Origin of the sequence: Acerihabitans sp. TG2 (genome assembly GCF_035013185.1) — a bacterium.
Taxonomy (GTDB): Bacteria; Pseudomonadota; Gammaproteobacteria; order Enterobacterales; family Enterobacteriaceae; genus Acerihabitans.
Map to the genome: position 1 here is coordinate 1 of NZ_JAYGJO010000089.1, position 1213 is coordinate 1213.

Annotated in this window: 1 protein-coding gene; it reads right to left on the reverse strand. The window is 49.5% G+C overall.

What is annotated here, in order from left to right; all coding sequences use genetic code 11:
* Positions 1-29: 29 nt before the first annotated feature.
* A protein-coding gene (locus SJI19_RS24635; RefSeq protein WP_323480866.1) for an IS3 family transposase occupies positions 30-1150 on the reverse strand; the annotation gives its coding sequence in 2 pieces (ribosomal slippage) (positions 30-898 and positions 898-1150; 1122 coding nt in all).
* Positions 1151-1213: the final 63 nt, after the last annotated feature.

The following is a 1213-nucleotide window of genomic DNA, read 5'->3' on the forward strand; positions in this document are numbered from 1 at the left end:
TGACCTGCCCCCAGTAATTAAGCCAACACTTAACTAGTAACATCGTTTTGATCTGTACCATTTTTACTACTGCGATAGTTTGCAGCGAATTCCAACGGCGTCAGGTAATTAAGAGCAGAATGTGGCCTTCGCTCGTTATAATCCTGTCGCCAGTCGCTGATGATCTTGCGTGCCTGATCAAGATCCTTGAACCAATGTTCATTCAGGCATTCATCCCTAAAACGCCCGTTAAAACTTTCGATAAAACCATTTTGTGTCGGTTTCCCCGGCTGGATAAGTTTTAACTCAATGCCATGAGAATGAGCCCATTGATCCAGCGCATGGCCGGTAAACTCTGGCCCTTGATCGGTGCGTATCGCTTTAGGATAACCCCTGAATAACGCCACATTATCGAGTATCCGCGTCACCTGTTCGCCAGAGATCCCGTGCGCAACAGCTATATCGAGGCTCTCTTTGGTGAAATCATCCACGCAGGTCAGGCATTTTATCCTTCTGCCACCGGCGAGAGCGTCCATGACAAAATCCATCGACCAGGTCATGTTTGGAGCACTGGGCCGAACAAGAGGTTGACGCTCCACGGACAGCCCTTTACGGCGCTTTCGCCGGTGAATAGATAATCCATTTTCATGATAAATACGGTAGACTTTTTTATGATTCACTTCGACGCCATCGCGTCGCAGCAGTTGCCAAATACGACGGTAACCAAAGCGTCGGCGCTCGTGCGCCAGCGCTTTTATCTGTTCCGACAGCGCTTCATCTCGTTGTGCCCGAAGAGAGCGATAACGACAAGTCGCTCTGGAAAGCCCGGCAAGATGGCAGGCTCGACGTTCTGAAATACCTGATTGCTGGCACATCTGTGCAACCGCATTGCGCTTGTGAGACAGCGTTAATACTTTACCCCAAGCGCTGCCTGCAGGGCCTCCTTGTCTAGCATGGTTTCAGCCAACAATTTTTTCAAACGTGCATTTTCATCTTCAAGCGCCTTGAGACGCTTGACCTCGGAGACTTCGAGACCGCCAAACTTCTTCCGCCAGGTATAAAACGTCGCATCGGAGATATTATGCTTACGGCACAACTCCTTAGCTGTCATGCCGGCCTCAGCTTCGCGCAGGATGCCAATGATCTGTTCTTCAGAGAAACGCTTTTTCATGGGTAATGTCCTCATCGTTCAATGATAAACATTACTAGCCTGGCGATGGATTAACCAGAGGGG